The sequence below is a fragment of the Allobosea sp. 67-29 genome (genome assembly GCF_001898115.1).
GTDB lineage: Bacteria > Pseudomonadota > Alphaproteobacteria > Rhizobiales > Beijerinckiaceae > Allobosea.
Genome location: NZ_MKSQ01000026.1, coordinates 671108 through 687010, shown reverse-complemented (window position 1 = coordinate 687010; position 15903 = coordinate 671108). Strand labels below are relative to the sequence as shown.

At 68.4% G+C, this 15903-nt stretch carries 17 protein-coding genes; 12 read left to right on the top strand and 5 right to left on the bottom strand.

What is annotated here, in order from left to right; all coding sequences use genetic code 11:
• Positions 1-2: 2 nt before the first annotated feature.
• The 3 genes from BGO20_RS22300 to BGO20_RS22290 all read right to left on the bottom strand — a co-directional run bounded on the left by BGO20_RS22300 (position 3) and on the right by BGO20_RS22290 (position 3707).
• A complete protein-coding gene (locus BGO20_RS22300; RefSeq protein ID WP_291659702.1) occupies positions 3-368 on the bottom strand; it encodes a DUF1850 domain-containing protein in 366 nt (121 codons plus the stop codon).
• Entirely contained in the window at positions 365-2665 is a 2301-nt protein-coding gene (locus BGO20_RS22295; RefSeq protein WP_291659700.1) for a TRAP transporter permease, read from the bottom strand. Before BGO20_RS22295 ends, BGO20_RS22300 begins: the two co-directional genes overlap by 4 nt.
• Before the next feature lie 73 nt (positions 2666-2738).
• Positions 2739-3707: a TAXI family TRAP transporter solute-binding subunit gene (locus BGO20_RS22290; RefSeq protein WP_291659698.1), complete on the bottom strand. Its 969-nt coding sequence runs from the start codon at positions 3705-3707 to the stop codon at positions 2739-2741.
• Positions 3708-3931: 224 nt separating this feature from the next.
• On the opposite strand from BGO20_RS22290, the gene BGO20_RS22285 reads away from it, so the two are divergent.
• From BGO20_RS22285 to BGO20_RS22235, 11 genes are all read left to right on the top strand, one after another.
• Complete coding sequence (locus tag BGO20_RS22285; RefSeq protein ID WP_291659696.1) at positions 3932-4093, top strand: hypothetical protein; 162 nt, start codon at positions 3932-3934, stop codon at positions 4091-4093.
• A 12-nt stretch (positions 4094-4105) separates the two neighbouring features.
• On the top strand, positions 4106-4840 hold the full coding sequence (aztA, locus tag BGO20_RS22280) for a zinc ABC transporter ATP-binding protein AztA (RefSeq protein WP_291659694.1): 735 nt from the start codon (positions 4106-4108) through the stop codon (positions 4838-4840).
• A gap of 21 nt (positions 4841-4861) precedes the next feature.
• Positions 4862-5737 carry a metal ABC transporter permease gene (locus BGO20_RS22275; protein ID WP_291659692.1) on the top strand — a complete coding sequence of 292 codons (876 nt, stop codon included), beginning with the start codon at positions 4862-4864 and terminating at the stop codon, positions 5735-5737.
• A gap of 36 nt (positions 5738-5773) precedes the next feature.
• The gene (locus BGO20_RS22270) at positions 5774-6700 is read left to right on the top strand and encodes a metal ABC transporter substrate-binding protein (protein WP_291659690.1); all 927 of its coding nucleotides are present in this window, start codon (positions 5774-5776) and stop codon (positions 6698-6700) included.
• A 44-nt stretch (positions 6701-6744) separates the two neighbouring features.
• Positions 6745-7707, top strand: a complete 963-nt coding sequence (locus BGO20_RS22265; protein WP_291659688.1) for a CobW family GTP-binding protein — start codon at positions 6745-6747, stop codon at positions 7705-7707.
• A gap of 14 nt (positions 7708-7721) precedes the next feature.
• The gene (locus BGO20_RS22260) at positions 7722-8729 is read left to right on the top strand and encodes a WD40 repeat domain-containing protein (RefSeq protein WP_291659686.1); all 1008 of its coding nucleotides are present in this window, start codon (positions 7722-7724) and stop codon (positions 8727-8729) included.
• Positions 8730-8734: 5 nt separating this feature from the next.
• Positions 8735-9031: a hypothetical protein gene (locus tag BGO20_RS22255; protein WP_291659684.1), complete on the top strand. Its 297-nt coding sequence runs from the start codon at positions 8735-8737 to the stop codon at positions 9029-9031.
• A 115-nt stretch (positions 9032-9146) separates the two neighbouring features.
• On the top strand, positions 9147-10964 hold the full coding sequence (locus BGO20_RS22250; protein ID WP_291659682.1) for a glucan ABC transporter ATP-binding protein/ permease: 1818 nt from the start codon (positions 9147-9149) through the stop codon (positions 10962-10964).
• Between the two features lie 55 nt (positions 10965-11019).
• Complete coding sequence (locus BGO20_RS22245; RefSeq protein ID WP_291659681.1) at positions 11020-12000, top strand: TRAP transporter substrate-binding protein; 981 nt, start codon at positions 11020-11022, stop codon at positions 11998-12000.
• Between the two features lie 109 nt (positions 12001-12109).
• Positions 12110-13228 carry a calcium:cation antiporter gene (locus tag BGO20_RS22240; protein ID WP_291659679.1) on the top strand — a complete coding sequence of 373 codons (1119 nt, stop codon included), beginning with the start codon at positions 12110-12112 and terminating at the stop codon, positions 13226-13228.
• Between the two features lie 101 nt (positions 13229-13329).
• Positions 13330-13662, top strand: coding sequence for a DUF1330 domain-containing protein (locus tag BGO20_RS22235; RefSeq protein ID WP_291659678.1), 333 nt, complete (start codon positions 13330-13332; stop codon positions 13660-13662).
• 42 nt (positions 13663-13704) lie between these two features.
• On the opposite strand, the gene aroB is transcribed toward BGO20_RS22235, so the two are convergent.
• Positions 13705-14859 (bottom strand): 3-dehydroquinate synthase, encoded by a 1155-nt coding sequence (aroB, locus tag BGO20_RS22230; RefSeq protein WP_291659676.1) that lies wholly within the window; start codon positions 14857-14859, stop codon positions 13705-13707.
• Positions 14856-15455, bottom strand: a complete 600-nt coding sequence (locus BGO20_RS22225) for a shikimate kinase (RefSeq protein WP_291659675.1) — start codon at positions 15453-15455, stop codon at positions 14856-14858. Before BGO20_RS22225 ends, aroB begins: the two co-directional genes overlap by 4 nt.
• Positions 15456-15701: 246 nt before the next feature.
• Between BGO20_RS22225 and BGO20_RS22220 the strand changes: the two genes are divergently transcribed.
• Positions 15702-15854, top strand: a complete 153-nt coding sequence (locus BGO20_RS22220) for a histidine kinase (protein ID WP_291659674.1) — start codon at positions 15702-15704, stop codon at positions 15852-15854.
• Positions 15855-15903 lie beyond the last annotated feature (49 nt).

Genomic DNA, 15903 nt, shown 5'->3' with positions numbered 1-15903 from the left:
GCCTATTCGCAGACCTTCAGCGTGACCGGGTCGGCATCGGCCGGCAGGTAGGCGCCCATCGGCTTGCAGGCCCCGCCGATGCAGATGTGCCAGTCGGCGGTGGCGCCGGAGCGCCGCATCACGACTTCGTGCAGCGGCGGCAGGCTCGGGTGCCAGCGCCAGAAGCCGTCGACCAGCTTCGACCCGTCGGGCGGGTCCATGCCGGCGCCGGAGCTCTCGATGCGGGCCTCGACGATCTCGAGACCCTTCGGGGTCTCGCGCCAGACCTCCTCCCACAGCGTCTTCTGCACCGAGTGACGCCAGCCGAGCGTGATCTCGCCGCGACCCAGCGTCACGGCGAGTGCGCCCGTGGCCAGACAGATGCTCATGCCGCCGCCGCGGCCGCGCGGGCCCGCCAGAAATGCTGGCCGATGACCAGGGCCGCGAGCGCGAAGCCGATCTCGTCGGTGGCCGGCAGCGCGAGAACCAGCGAGAAGGCGGCGACGATCGCGGCGATGCGCTCCCAGAGCGGCATGTCGCGCTTCATGAAGCCAATCGTCGCCGCGCCCCAGAGGAAGATCGCGAGCAGCGTCTTGACGATGATGTAGGCGGCGGCGACGGCGTAGGAGATGCCGGTCAGGCCTTCCTGCGGCTGCAGCATCAGCGCGGGATCGTAGACGGCCATGTAGGGGATGACGAAGCCGGCCATCGCGATCTTCAGCGCCTGGAAGCCGATCTTGAAGCCGGATTCCTTCGCGATCGGCGCCGCCGCGAAGGCAGCCAGCGCCACCGGCGGCGTCAGATCGGCCATGATGCCGAAATAGAAGACGAACATGTGGCTGACGATCAGCGGCACGCCGAGCTTGAGCAGGATCGGGGCCGCCAGCGACGAGGTGATGATGTAGTTCGGGATGGTCGGGATGCCCATGCCGAGGATCAGGCTGACGATCATCGTCAGCACCAGCGCAAGGAACAGCGAGTTCTGGCCGACGGCGACGACGGCGTTGCCGAACACCGTACCGACGCCGGTCAGGGTCATCGTGCCGATCACGATGCCGACGACGGCGCAGGCGATGCCGACCGGGATCGCCTGGCGCGCGCCGTCCGCCAGCGCCTCGCGGCAGGCGGCCACGGTTTCCGCCCCGCCCTTCACGACGAGGTTGGCGAGGATCAGCGCGACGACGAGCGCGACGATGACGAGGATGCCGTACCAGAAGAACAGCCCGCAGAGCAGGCCGAGCGCCACCCAGAACAGCACCCGCACGGCCAGCGAGCCGACGCCCATCATGAAGGAGCCGCCGAGGATGAGAACGACGGTCAGGGCGAGGCCGACCGAGCCCGAGAAGAGCGGCGTGTAACCGGCGAAGAGCAGATAGACGAGCACGGCGAGAGGCAGGATGAGATACCATTTCTCGCGCAGCGCCTTGCCGGCGCTCGGCAGCGCCGAGCGCGGCATGCCGACCAGCCCGCGCTTGCCCGCCTCCAGATGCACCGCAAGGAAGGCGGCGGCGTAGTAGAGGATCGCGGGCACGATCGCGGCCTGGACCACCGCCGCATAGGGCACGTCGATGGTCTCGGCCATGATGAAGGCGACGGCGCCCATGACGGGCGGCATGATCTGGCCGCCCATCGAGGCCGTGGCCTCGACGCCGCCGGCGAAGGCCGGGCGATAGCCGAAGCGCTTCATCAGCGGAATGGTGAACTGGCCGGTCGAGACGACGTTGGCGACGCCGGAGCCCGAGATCGTGCCCATCAGCGCCGAGGAGAACACCGCGACCTTGGCCGGGCCGCCGCGGGCGCCGCCAAACAGGCCCATGGCGACGTCGGTGAAGAGCTGGATCATGCCGGCGCGTTCCAGGAAGGAGCCGAACAGGATGAAGAGGAAGATGAAGGTTGCCGAGACGCCGGTCGGCGTCGCGTAGACGCCCTCGGTGCCGAAGGACATGTGCTCGATCACCTGCTCCAGCGAGTAGCCGCGGTGGTTCATCGGCGAGGGCAGGTACTGGCCGAGCAGGCAATAGGCCAGGAACAGCCCGGCGACGATCGGCAGGGCCGGGCCCATGAAGCGCCAGCAGACGATGAAGAGCACGACGATGACGGCGATACCGACGACGAGGTCGGACTGGGTCAGCTCCCCGGCGCGGGCGACGAGGTCCTCGTAGAAGAACCAGTGATAGAGGCCGATGGCGAACCCGGCCAGCGCGAGCGCCCAGGCCAGGGCCACGGCGGCGCGGGAGTGGCTCTTGTGCTGGGCCAGCAGGCCGCCCGCCACGAGGCAGAGCATGCCGACATGCAGCGCGCGCAGCACCTGGTTGGGCACGGAGCCCTCGAAGCGGGCGAGGATCTCGACCACGGCCGCGATCGGAATCCAGGCCAGCAGCATCTCGGCATAGGATTTGCCGCGCACTGCCTGGACGACGATGGCGACGGCCCAGAGCACGATCGCGGCGCGCAGCAGGTCGATGATGTCGATGCCCAGGAGCCGGTGGTCCAACGGCACGTTGAAGGCGGTCGCGATCTGGAACAGCGAGAAGGCGACCGCGATCCAGAACAGCAGGCGCCCGGCCCAGCCGGCGCCGAAGCCCGGCGGCAGGCCGTGCTCGGGATCGACGATCGGCTGCGATCCCTCGACCGGGACGCCACCGATATCGGGCGTCGCCAAAGGCGTGTGCTTGTCTTCGCTCATGGCTCACCAACCCCGAGACACAAAAAGGCGAGGCCGTGCGGCCCCGCCCGAAAGCAAGATCCGTCCGGACGGCTCAAGAACCGACCTTCAGACCCTTCTCCTTGAAGTACTTCGCCGCGCCGGGGTGCAGCGGGATCGGCATGCCCTGCAGCGCGTTCTCGAGCTTGATCGCCTTGCCGGCCGCATGGGCGGCGGCGAGGTCGCCGAGGTTCTCGTACATCGCCTTGGTCATCTGGTAGACCAGATCGTCGCTGACGCCCTGATGGGTGACGAGATAGTTGACGACGGCGGCGGTCTCGACCGCCGCGGTCTGGCCGCCATAGGTGTTGGCCGGGATCGTCGCCTTGACGAAGGGCGGGCCCGCCTTCTCGACGGTCGCCGGCGGCACCTCGACGACGGTGATGTCGACCGAGGTGGCGAGGTCGCGCAGCGAGGCGACGCCGAGGCCGGCCGACTGCAGGGTGGCGTCGAGCTGGCGGTTCTTCATCAGCTCGACCGACTCGGCGAAGGGCAGGTACTCGACCTTGCCGAGATCCTTGTAGGTCAGCCCGGCGGCGGCGAGGATGGCGCGGGCGTTGAGCTCGGTGCCGGATTTCGGCGCTCCGACCGAGAGGCGCTTGCCCTTGAGATCGGCCAGCGTCTTGATGCCGCTCTCCTTCGAGGCGACGATCTGCACGTAGTTCGGATAGATCGCGGTGACGCCGCGAAGCTTCTTGAGCGGGGCCTTGAAGCCGGCTTCCTCCTCGCCCTTCCAGGCGGCATCGAGCGAGTCGCCGAGGGTGAAGGCGAGCTCGCCCTTGCCTTGCTGCAGCAGCACGAGGTTCTCGACCGAGGCCTTGGTCGCCTGCACGGTCGGGCGCACGTCCTTGATCTTCTCGCCGAAGATCTTCGAGAGGGCTACGCCCATCGGGTAATAGACGCCCGAGGTGCCGCCGGTGAGGATGTTGATGAACTGCTCGGCGCGGGCGCCGGCCGGAGCCGAGGCGGCGATGACGGCAGCGGCGAGGCCGGCGAGCTGCCGGCGGCTGAAGAGCGACTTCATGATGACTCCCTGACGATCTCCGGCTTGGCTGGCCGGTTCGGTTGCGTGTTTTTGATGACGTTATCGCGCATGGGCAAGCGCAAGGCTACCCCGGGCACTGCGTCTTTAGGCCAATAGTCGGATGCGGGCCGCCGGTCCGGCCCGGCGGGACGGCCCAAGCCGGCCGTTTCCACAGGCCGAGATCGCGCTTGTGCGGCCGTCGACGTAACATTATATCATCTCGCATGGTTCACGCGCACGATCACGGGCACCGTCATGCCGCGCCGGCCACCGGCCCGGATCATCCCGGCTGGTCGCTGCTGCGGCTCTCGGCCGGGAGCCGCGTCGGGCTGGCCGCCATTCTGGTCGTCCTGCTGTGGGCCGCGACGCTCGCCGTCATCGTCTGAAGGAAGTTCGCGTTGTCCGCCATCCGCCTGTCCGACCTGACGCTCGGCTACGATCGCCACCCGGCCGTCCATCATCTGTCGGGCGAGGTCGCCGCGGGGAGCCTGACCGCGATCGTCGGGCCGAACGGCGCCGGCAAGTCGACGCTGCTCAAGGGCATCACCGGGACAATCACGCCGCTCTCCGGCAGCGTTTCCGTCGCGAAGGGCAAGCGCCTGGCCTATCTGCCGCAATCGGCCGAGCTCGACCGGTCCTTCCCGATCCATGTCTACGACCTCGTCGCCATGGGGCTGTGGAACCGCGCCGGAATCTTCGGGCGGATCGGCGCCGCGGCGGCGCACAAGGTCGAGCACGCCATCGCGGCGGTGGGACTGACCGGCTTCGAGCGCCGACCGATCGGCACGCTCTCCGGTGGACAGATGCAGCGCGCGCTGTTCGCAAGGCTGCTGCTGCAGGATGCCGACGTGATCCTGCTGGACGAGCCGTTCACCGCCATCGACGTGCGCACCACCGCCGACCTGCTGGCCCTGGTGCAGCGCTGGCATGGCGAGAGCCGGACCGTCGTCGCGGTGCTGCACGACATGGAGACCGTGCGCAGGACGTTTCCGCAGACGCTGCTGCTGGCGCGCGAAGCGGTCGCCTGGGGGGCGACCGAGGCCGTTCTGACGCCGGAAAACCTGCTCGCGGCGCGCCGCATGGTCGAGTCCTTCGACAGCCACGCCGCCCCGTGCCGGCGCGACGCGGCCTGAAGCTCCGTTCCGGTCAGGCCGATGCTCTACGATCTCCTCATCGGCCCCTTCGCCGAATTCGATTTCATGCGCCGTGCGCTCGTCGGCGTGACGGCGCTGTCGGTCTCCGGCGCCCCGATCGGCGTCTTCCTGATGCTCCGGCGGATGAGCCTGACCGGCGACGCCATGGCTCACGCGATCCTGCCGGGCGCGGCGCTCGGCTATCTCGTCGCCGGCTTCTCGCTACCGGCGATGACGATCGGCGGGCTCGCTGCCGGCTTCGCTGTCGCGCTCGCGGCCGGTGCGGTCGCCCGCGCGACGGTGCTGAAGGAGGATGCCTCGCTCGCCGCCTTCTACCTGATCTCGCTGGCGCTCGGCGTCACCATAGTCTCTCTGCGCGGTTCGGCGATCGACTTGCTGCACGTGCTCTTCGGCAACGTGCTGGCGCTCGACGATGGCGTTCTGATCCTACTCGCCGGGGTCGCGACCGTCTCGCTGCTGGCGCTGGCGGCGCTTTACCGGCCGCTGGTGCTGGAATGCGTCGATCCCGGCTTCCTGCGCTCGGTCAGCCGCTCGGGTGGTTTCGTGCACCTGACCTTCCTCGCGCTCGTGGTGCTCAACCTTGTCGCCGGCTTCAACGCGCTGGGCACGCTGCTCGCGGTCGGCATGATGATGCTGCCGGCGGCCGCGGCCCGGTTCTGGACGGCGGACATCACGCGGCTGCTGCTGCTGGCGACGGGCTTCGGCCTTGTGGCGGGCTATGCCGGGCTGGTCGTCTCCTATGCGGCGGGCTCGAGCCTGCCTGCCGGTCCGGCGATCATCCTGGCGGCGGGCTGCCTCTATCTCCTCTCGCTCCTGTTCGGATCGCAGGACGGCCTTGCGCGGCGCGCCTTGATCCGGCCACATCTCGAACGCTAGAAACGTTATATCGTTTCACTTCGAGCGGAGACTTTCATGCCCAGCCGTCGCAGCCTTGCCGCCACCCTCGTCGCGGGGCTCGCTCTCGCCGCGCTCCCCTCCGCTGTCTTCGCCCAGGACAAGATGCCGGTGGTGGCGAGCCTCTCGGTACTTGCCGATTTCGTGAAGCAGGTCGGTGGCGACCGGGTCAGCGTCACCTCGCTGGTCGGGCCGAACGGCGATGCCCATGTCTATTCGCCGACCCCGGCCGACGCCAAGGCGATGACCGCGGCCAAGCTCGTCGTCATCAACGGGCTGCATCTCGAGGGCTGGCTGCCGCGTCTGATCAAGTCCTCCGGCACGAAGGCAACCGTGGTCACGGCGACCAAGGGCATCAAGCCGATCGAGGCGACGGAGGAAGAGGGCGGCCATGGCCACGATCACGGCCATGACGACCCGCATGCCTGGCAGGACATCGCCAATGCGCGCATCTACGTCGCCAATATCCGCGATGCGCTGGCGGCGGCCGACCCGGCCGGCAAGGCGAGCTACGACGCCAATGCCACCGCCTATCTCGCCAGGCTCGACGTGGTCGAAGGCGAGGTCAAGGCGGCAGTCGCGCGCATTCCGGCCGACCGCCGCAAGGCGATCACCACCCATGACGCCTTCGGCTATTTCATCAAGGCCTATGGAATCGACTTCATCGCGCCGCAGGGCGTCTCGACCGAATCCGAGGCTTCGGCCAAGGACGTCGCCCGCATCATCCGGCAGATCAAGGCCCAGAAGGTGCCGGCGGTGTTTCTCGAGAACATCAGCAATCCCCGCCTGATCGAGCAGATCGCCAGGGAAAGCGGCGCCAGGATCGGCGGAGAGCTCTATTCCGACGCGCTCTCCGACGCTTCCGGCCCGGCGGGGACTTACATCGACATGATGAAGCACAATATAAGCGAGATCGAGAAGGCGCTCGCCGCCGGCCCGGCCTGACCGGCCGGCGTTGTCCCCTGTGCCATCAGCCATCAGGTAGACCCATGTCCGACAAGATTCCCGTCACGGTGCTCACCGGCTATCTGGGCGCCGGCAAGACCACGCTGCTGAACCGAATCCTCACCGAGGAGCACGGCAAGAAGTTTGCCGTCATCGTCAACGAGTTCGGCGAGGCGGGAATCGACGGGGACCTCGTCGTCGGTGCCGACGAGGAGGTCTTCGAGATGAACAACGGCTGCATCTGCTGCACCGTTCGCGGCGACCTGATCCGCATCCTCGACGGGCTGATGAAGCGCAAGGGCAAGTTCGACGCTATCATCGTCGAGACGACCGGCCTCGCCGATCCGGCCCCGGTCGCGCAGACCTTCTTCGTCGACCAGGACGTCGGCGACGCGACGCGGCTCGACGCGGTCGTCACCGTCACCGACGCCAAATGGCTGAAGGACCGGCTGAAGGACGCGCCGGAGGCGAAGAATCAGATCGCCTTCGCCGACGTCATCATTCTGAACAAGACCGACCTCGTCTCGGCGGAAGAACTGGCCGAGGTCGAGGCGGCGATCCGCGCCATCAACCCCTATGCCAAGCTGCACAAGACCGAGCGCGCCAATGTCGATATCGCCGCTCTGCTCGATCGCAACGCCTTCGATCTCGATCGCATTCTCGACATCGAGCCGGATTTCCTCGAATCCGGCCATCACCATCATCATGCCGAGGATGTGCGCTCGATCTCGCTGACCATTCCCGGCGATGTCGATCCGGAGAAATTCATGCCCTGGATCAACGACCTCAGCCAGATCCAGGGACCGAACATCCTGCGCTCCAAGGGCATCCTCGCCTTCAAGGGCGAGCCGCGCCGCTTCGTCTTCCAGGGCGTGCACATGATCCTCGACGGCGACCTGCAGCGGGACTGGAAGGCCGGCGAGAAGCGCGAGAGCCGGCTGGTGTTCATCGGGCGCGAGCTTGACGAGGCCGCCTTGCGCAAGGGGTTTGAAGCCTGCGCGGCCTGAGTTAAAGCCGCGTCATGACTGCACCGAACCCATCCGTCTCGCTGCGCGAGCATGTCGTCCCGATCAAGGCGGAGACGCATGTCGTCGCCGTCCGCTGGCTGAAGCAGGCGCTCGTCCTCGGACTTGCCGACGGGCGCGTGCTGCGCTGGCGCGACGGCGCGACCGACATCGTCGAGGCCCATGCCGGCGGCATCCTCTGCGCCACCGGCGACAAGGACCGGCTGATCTCCGGCGGCGACGACGGGCGCGTCGTCGCGACCGGCGCCGAGGGCGAACCGGAAGAGCTGGCGAAGGACCCGAAGCGGCGCTGGATCGACGCGATCACGCTCTCGGCTGGCGGCAACCTCGCCTGGAACACCGGCAAGACCGTGCATGCCCGCGACGAGAAGGGCCGCATCCGCACGCTCGAAGCGGCGAGCACGCCGCAGGGCCTGGTCTTCGCGCCGAAGGGTTATCGCCTCGCGATCGCCCAGATGAACGGCGTCTCGCTCTGGTATCCCAACACCGAGGCGAAGCCGGAATTCCTCGAATGGAAGGGCTCGCATCTCGACGTGGCCTGGTCGCCGGACGGGCGCTTCGTCGTCACCTCGATGCAGGAGAACGCGCTGCATGGCTGGAAGCTCGGCGACAAGCCGAGCCACATGCGGATGACCGGCTACCCCGCCAAGCCGCGTTCGCTGTCCTGGTCGCATGACGGGCTCTGGCTCGCCTCCAGCGGCGCCGACGGCGCGATCGTCTGGCCCTTCCAGGGCGACGGGCCGCAGGGCAAGGCGCCGCGCGAATGCGGTGTCCGCCACGCCCGCGTCACGCGGGTGGCGTTCCATCCCGGAGCGCTGGTGCTGGCGATCGGCTATGACGATGGCTGCATCCTGCTGGTGCGCCTGACCGACGGCTCCGAACTGCTGGTGCGGCCGGCGCAGAAGGGCAGCGGGATCAGCGCCTTCGCCTGGGACAAGGGCGGCAAGCGGCTGGCCTTCGGTGCCGAGGACGGCGCCGCGGGCGTGCTGACGCTGCCGGCTTAGGCACGATGCGCTTCGGGCTCTTCGGCAAGGGCGAGGCCCGCGGGCACGACGGCGCGAAAGCCGAGGCCAAGGCCGCGGCCGAGCGGTTGAAGACAGGGGTCCGTGAGCTGCTCGGACTCGCCGAGACGGCTGTCGTCGCCGTCAACGAGATCCTCTGTGCCGATCCGAGCTGTCCGGGAACCGAAACGGTCATCCTGGTGATGCAGCCCGGCGCGAAGACGCAAGCCTACAAGCTGCAGATGGCGATCGCGGATGTGACACCGGAGGCGCTGGCCGAGGCGCTCTGCCCGGCCCGCCCATGAGACCGGCAGAACGCCGGTACGAGGCGATGCTGGCTCCGGTCCGAGCCCGATGCCGTCCCGGCTTTTCGAAAAACCGCACTCCACTTTTCGGGACGATGCGTTAAAGCTCGCAGCGATGTCCCTGCTTGCCCTCTATGCCCGCGTCCTCGCTGAGCTCGGCCCGGAAAAGCGGCTGGGCCTAGTGCTGGCGCTCGCCAACATCCTGCTGGCGGCGGTCGCCTTCGCCGAGCCCATGCTGTTCGGCGCGCTGATCGACCGGCTGACCACCATCCAGTCCTCCGGCGGCAGGCTGAGCTGGGACGCCATCGACTATCTGATCTTCGCCTGGGTCGGCTTCGGCCTCGCCAATATCGGGCTCGGCGTCTTCGTCGCGCTGCATGCCGACCGGCTGGCGCACCGGCGCCGGCTCGCGGTCATGGCTGAGTATTTCGAGCATGCGCTGACCCTGCCGCTCGCCTATCACACGCAGACCCATTCCGGCCGCGTGCTCAAGGTGATGCTCGACGGCGCGAGCGCGATGTGGGGCCTCTGGCTCTCCTTCTTCCGCGAGCATTGCGCCTCGATCGTCGCGCTCTTCGTGCTGCTGCCGCTGACGCTGTGGAAGAACTGGCAGCTCGGGCTGCTGCTGATCGGCCTGGTCGTGCTGTTCGGCCTCCTGACCGGCTTCGTGCTGCGCCGGACCGACCAGCTCCAGCGCAACGTCGAATCCTACCATTCGAGCCTGGCGGAGAAGGCGTCGGATGCCCTCGGCAACGTGCCGGTGATCCAGAGCTTCACCCGCATCGAGGCCGAGGTGCGCGGCCTGCGCTCCACCATCGCCAACGTGCTTGCCGCGCAATTGCCGGTCCTGTCCTGGTGGGCGGTCGCGAATGTGGCGACCCGGGCCTCGGCGACGCTGACGGTGCTGGCGATCTTCATCGTCGGAACCTGGCTCCTGATGCACGGCCAGACGACGGTCGGCGAGATCGTCACCTTCATGGGCTTCGCCACCATGCTCGTCGGGCGGCTCGAGCAGATCGTCGCCTTCGTGAACTTCATCTTCATGCAGGCGCCGAAGATGCGCGAGTTCTTCGAGGTGCTCGATACGCTGCCCACGGTGCGCGACCTGCCGAACGCTCCGGACCCCGGCCGGCTGGCCGGCGCCGTCGCCTTCGAGGATGTCTCCTTCTCCTATGACGGCAAGCGCGCCGCGGTGCGGGACGTCTCCTTCGCCGTCCAGCCGGGCGAGACGATCGCGGTGGTCGGCTCGACGGGCTCCGGCAAGTCGACGACGCTCGGGCTGCTGCACCGCGCCTTCGATCCGCAATCGGGCCGGATCGCCATCGACGGCCTCGATATCCGTGGAATCTCGCTGCTGTCGCTCAGGCGCAACATCGGCGTCGTCTTCCAGGAGCCGATGCTGTTCGCCCGCTCGATCCGCGAGAACCTGCAGGTCGGCAAGCCCGATGCCACCGATGCCGAGATGATGCAGGCGCTCGACCGGGCTCAGGCCGCCGAGGTGATGGCGCGCCAGCCGGACGGGCTCGACACGCTGGTGGGAGAGCGCGGCCGCACGCTCTCCGGCGGCGAGCGCCAGCGGCTTTCGATCGCCCGCGCCCTGCTCAAGGACCCGCCGATCCTGATCCTCGACGAGGCGACCTCGGCGCTCGACGCCGCAACCGAGGTCAAGCTGCAGAAGGCGCTGGAGGAGGTGATGAAGGGGCGCACCACCTTCGTCATCGCGCATCGACTCGCGACGATCCGCAACGCCGACCGCATTCTCGTCTTCGAGCAGGGCGAGGTCGAGGAGATGGGAACCTTCGACGAGCTCGTCGCCAAGGGCGGGCGCTTCGCGGCGCTGGCCCGGGCGCAATATCTCGTCGCCGACAAGCCCGCTCCGGAACCCGCTGTCGAGACGGCGAGCCCGCTGGCGCAGAAATTGCGGGCCGATTGACGAGGGCTCACCCCTCTTGCTGGAGTGTTCCGGCGAACTGACGGAGGGACTTGTCATGCGATGGCTCAAAGCCGGCTTCCTGGTTTCCGGACTCGTCTTCGGTGCGGGTGCCGCCTTGGCCCAGACCAGCTGGGAAATGCCGACGGAATATCCGGAGACGGCCATTCCAGGAGAAGGCGTCGCCAACTTCGCCAGGCTGGTGAACGAGCGGGCCGGCGGGCGCCTGACCGTCAAGCCGAGCTTCGACGCCAAGCGCGGCATCAAGTCGGCGCAGATGATCGCCGCCGTGCAGAAGGGCGAGGTGGCGGCCGGCGACGCCTTCGCCGGGGCGCTCGGCGCGGTCGATCCGCTGTTCGGCCTGTCCTCCCTGCCGTTCCTGGCGACGTCGATCGACGATGCGCGCCGGCTCACCGATCTGGCGCGGCCGGCCTATGAGAAGAAGCTCGCCGGCTTCGGCCAGAAGCTGCTCTACACCACCCCCTGGCCGGCCTCGGGCATCTGGTCGAAGACGCCGCTCGACTCGGCCGCGGCCCTGACGGGCCTGTCGATCCGGACCTATGACGCGACCTCGACCGCGGTGATGAACGCCGCGGGCGCCAAGGCCGCCAACCTGTCCTTCGCCGATGCGATGCCGAAGGTGAAGGACGGCTCGGTCGTCGCGGTGCTGTCCTCCGGCGATGGCGGGGCGGGGCGCAATCTCTGGGACTATCTGCCGAATTTCACCGAGGTGAACTACGCGATGCCGATCTCGATCGCCTCGGTCAATCTCGCAGCCTACGAGGCGCTGCCGGCCGACCTCCGGCAGGTCGTCGACGCGGCAGCGCAGGAGACCGAGCAGCGGCAATGGGCGGCGATCCGCACCCGCCTCGGCGAGAACTACGCGCGCATGCGCGCCAACAAGGTCGCGATCCGGACCGAGGTCCCGCCGGATCTCGCCCTGGCCCTCGCCAAGGCCGGGCGTATGGCCGTCGAGGAGTGGCAGCGCAAGGCCGGGCCGGAGGGCCGGGAGATGCTGAAGCAGTACGACGGAAAATAGCCGCGGGCGCGGCGAGACCGGCGGCGGTGCGGGGGGCGCCCGCCAAGACAGGGCAGCATGATTATGCGACAGTCGCGGCATTGCCGCCGATCACCAGAGCCATTTCAGTATGATGCTTCTTCGCCTCGCCGCCGCCTGGGCTTCCGTCGCCGTGTTTCTCGCGTTCGGCGGGAGCCTGCTGGGGCTGCTGGGCTCGCCGTTGCCCTCCCTGCTGATCTTCCTCTGGCTGCTGGTGGTGATCGTCTGGGCCGCGTTCGGCGTGGTGCACGAGGCGGAGGACCTGGCCGACCGGCTGGGCGAGCCCTATGGCACGCTGATCCTGACGCTCTCGATCGTGATCATCGAGGTCGCCCTCGTGGGCGCCGTGATGCTCGGCGCCAAGGGCGCGCCGACGCTCGGCCGCGACACGATGTTCGCGGTGCTGATGATCGTGCTCAACGGCGTGGTCGGCATCGGCCTCCTGATCGGCGGCCTGCGGCACTTCTCGCAGCGCTACAACTTCAAGGGCGCCTCGTCCTATCTCGGGGTCATAATTCCGCTGACCGTGATCCCGCTGTTCCTGCCGAACTTCACGACCTCGACCGCCGACGGCACGCTGACATCGTTCCAGGCGATCGCCTTCTCGATCTTCACGGTGGCGCTCTACGGCGCCTTCCTGGCCCTGCAGACGGGGCGGCACCGCATGTTCTTCCGCGAGCCGGAGCCGGAGCCGGAGGGCGAGAGGCCGGCCGTGCCGGCGGCGATCGCTGAGGAGTCTGCACCTTCCTCCTCGGCGCGGGAGATCCTGCCGCATGTCGGGCTGCTGCTCGCCAACATCCTGCCGATCGTGATCCTGTCGAAGAGTCTGGCGGGGGTGCTGGATTTCGGCATCGCCAGGCTCGGAGCGCCGCCGGCACTCGGCGGCATCCTGATCGCCATGGTCGTGTTCACGCCCGAATGCATCGCCGCGCTGCGGGCGATCACGGGCAACCAGCTGCAGCGCGCCATCAACCTGTGCCTCGGCGCCGCCGCCTCGACGCTGGGCATGACGGTGCCGGCGGTGCTGCTGATCGGCGTCTTCACCGGCCAGCCCGTGGTGCTCGGCCTCTCGGCGACGAACATGGTGATCGCCGCCATGACGCTGCTGCTGTCGACGCTGACCTTCACCGGCACGCGCACCACGATGCTCGAAGGCGCCGTGCATCTGGCGGTGTTCTTCGTCTTCCTGGTGCTGGTTTTCAGCCCCTGACGGTTGAACGATTACCGCTGTGGTAATCGCCCTCAGGCGTTCCCGCCGTCATGGTTCTCCGCAACGAACGGCCTTCCGGCCGCCGATTGCAGGAGAGATACATGACCGCCTATGCCATCGCCCACTTGCAGGATGTCCGGCTCGGCCCACAGATCCTCGACTACATCGCCCGCATCGACGAGACGCTTGCGCCCTATGACGGCCGGTTCCTGATCCATGGAGCGACGCCGGAGATCGTCGAGGGGCCCTGGCCCGGCGATCTCGTGATCATCGCCTTTCCCGACATGGAACGGGCGCGCGGCTGGTACGACTCACCGGCCTACCGGGAGATCCTGCCGCTGCGCACGGAGCATTCGCGCAGCGTCACGATGCTCGTCGAAGGCGTCGGCCGGGACTACCGCGCCAGCGACTTCCTGGCCAAAATGCCGGGCTGAGGGCGCAATCCGCTCCGCTGCTTCGAGGCCGGGCCGGCCCGATCAGTGCGCAGCGCCGTTGGCGGCGAGCTCGGCTTCGAGGAAGCCCTTGACCTCCTCGGCGGCGACGCCCGGCGCGATGAAGCTCTTGCCGATGCCGCGGGCGAGGATGAAGGTCAGCGCGCCGCGCTTGACCTTCTTGTCCTGGGCCATGGCGGCGAGAATCTCCTCGGCGCTGCCGGCCCCGCCGGGAACCTGCTGCAGGCGGCTCGGCAGGCCGACATGGTCGAGATGGCGCGACACCCGGATCGCGTCCTGACCCGAACACAGCTCGAGCCGCTGCGAGAAGCGGAAGGCGAGCGCGAGCCCGATCGCGACGGCCTCGCCATGGACGAGCCGGCTGGAGTCGTATTTCGTCAGGCGCTCGAGCGCATGGGCGAAGGTGTGGCCGAGATTGAGCAAGGCGCGGTCGCCCTCCTCGCGCTCGTCGCGGGCGACGATGGCCGCCTTGGCGCGGCAGGAAACGGCGACGGCATGGTCGCGCTCCGGGCCGCCGGCGATGACGCGGTTCCAGTTCGCCTCGCACCAGTCGAAGAAGCCGGGGTCGTCGATCAGCCCGTATTTCACCACCTCGGCATAGCCGGCCTTGAACTCGCGCTCGCTCAGGGTGTCGAGCAGCGCGGTGTCGGCGATGACGAGCGAAGGCTGGTGGAAGGCACCGATCAGGTTCTTGCCGTGGGGCGAGTTGATGCCGGTCTTCCCGCCGACCGAGGAATCGACCTGCGAGAGCAGGGTGGTCGGCACCTGGACCAGGCGCACGCCGCGGCGCAGCACCGCGGCCGCGAAGCCGGAAAGGTCGCCGACGACGCCGCCGCCGAAGGCGATGACAAGGTCGTTTCGCTCGATCTTGGCCGCCAGCAGAGCATCGCAGAGCGCGACGAACTGGGCGTAGGATTTCGAGGCCTCGCCGGGCGGGATGGTGATGCGGGTGGCGCTGATGCCTTCCTGGTGCAGGCAGGTCTCGAAGGCGTTGCCGTGCAGCGCGGCCACGCTCTCGTCTGTGACGAGGGCGGCGCGGGCGCCGGGCGCGAAAGCGGCGATCAGGGCCGCGGCCTCGCAGAGCTGGTGGCGGCCGATGTGGATGTCGTAGCCGCGCCCTTCGAGCGCGACGGGGACGGTGATACGGGCTCCGGGCTTGCCGGGTTGGGTGGCGTTCATGGTGCAGCGACTCCGCCGACCGCCAGGCCAAGATGGCGCTCCAATGCGGCGACAATATCGCCGACGATCACCTCATGCGGCTCGTCGCGCGACTGGATGGTGAGATCGGCGAGGGCATAGACCGGCTCGCGCTGCGCCAGCATGGCCCGCAACGTGCCCTCGGGGTCGGCGGTCTGCAGCAGCGGGCGGTTCGAACGCTTGCGCACCCGGCGCATCAGGACGTCGGGCTCGGCCTTGAGCCAGACCGAGATGCCGAGCTCCCGCACCCGCGCCCGCGTGTCGGCGTTCATGAAGGCGCCGCCGCCGGTTGCGAGCACGACGGGCGCCTGGGTCGCCAAAATGCGGGCGATGACGCGCTTCTCGCCTTCGCGGAACTCGGCCTCGCCGCGCTGCTCGAAGATCTCGGGGATCGTCATGCGCGCCGCCGTCTCGATCTCGGCATCGGCGTCGATGAAGGACATGCCCAGCCGCGACGCGAGCCGCCGGCCCACTGAGCTCTTGCCGGAGCCCATCATGCCGACCAGAACGACGGCGCGGCCGCCGAGCGCGCTGCGCAGGTCGGCGGTCTCCGGAACTGGTATGGTCGCGGCGGTCATGCTGGCTCTTGATCCTCGGGCGGGATGTAGCATCACCCGCCGCGTCCGTCATGCCTCTGTCACGCCCCTGCGTCGCCGGGTCCAGAGAGTTTTACGCATCGCTGTGGCGCACATGCCCTTGCGTCGGCCGCGCGCCATCGCTGATAAGGGTCCGGCGCCGGGATCTGCAAGCCGATCGGCCGCGAAAGCCAGACGCGGCGTTCGGACGAGGCCGATGCCGCAGAACAGAGCGAGAGTTCGCCAGACGTGCCGACCCTGTTCCGGTTCCTGTTCTTCATCGCCGTCATCGCCGGGCTGATCTTCGCGGGCATGGTGGCGCTGGTCACCTTCGTCCAGCCGGAGAAGCGCGAGATGATCGAGATCGTGCCGCCGGCCAAACTGCAGCCCAGGAGCCCCTAGATCGTCGCGCGTCCCATCGGACGCGATAACGAGGATCTCTCCCATGGCT